This is a genomic window from Salifodinibacter halophilus (assembly GCA_012999515.1).
GTDB lineage: Bacteria > Pseudomonadota > Gammaproteobacteria > Nevskiales > Salinisphaeraceae > Salifodinibacter > Salifodinibacter halophilus.
This window is the reverse complement of the sequence record JABEEB010000221.1, coordinates 1-275: the sequence shown is the minus strand read 5'-3', so window position 1 is coordinate 275 and position 275 is coordinate 1. Positions and strand designations below refer to the sequence as shown.

Annotated in this window: 1 protein-coding gene; it reads left to right on the top strand. The window is 72.7% G+C overall.

The window, feature by feature from the left end; translation table 11 throughout:
* Positions 1 to 28 precede the first annotated feature (28 nt).
* The coding region (locus HKX41_11405; protein NNC24738.1) for a hypothetical protein at positions 29 to 275 on the top strand (247 nt) is incomplete at its 3' end.

Genomic DNA, 275 nt, shown 5'->3' with positions numbered 1-275 from the left:
GGCCGGAGCCAGCACCTGGCGACGCGGGTTGGCAGCGATTCTGATCGTCCTGGCCGGGCTGTGGTCGGCCGCGGCGGTGGCCGCGCCATCGATCCGGTGCCCGGTCATGACCCTGGCGGTCGCCAACGGCGGCACCGCGATCCTCGACGCCGACGCCTGCGACGGCGGCCCGCCGCCGATCGGCTTCGGCATCGGCACGTTGATCGCTCCGCCGGCGCACGGCAACGTGACGGTCAACCAGAGCACCGACAAGGTCACCTACACCCACAACGGCG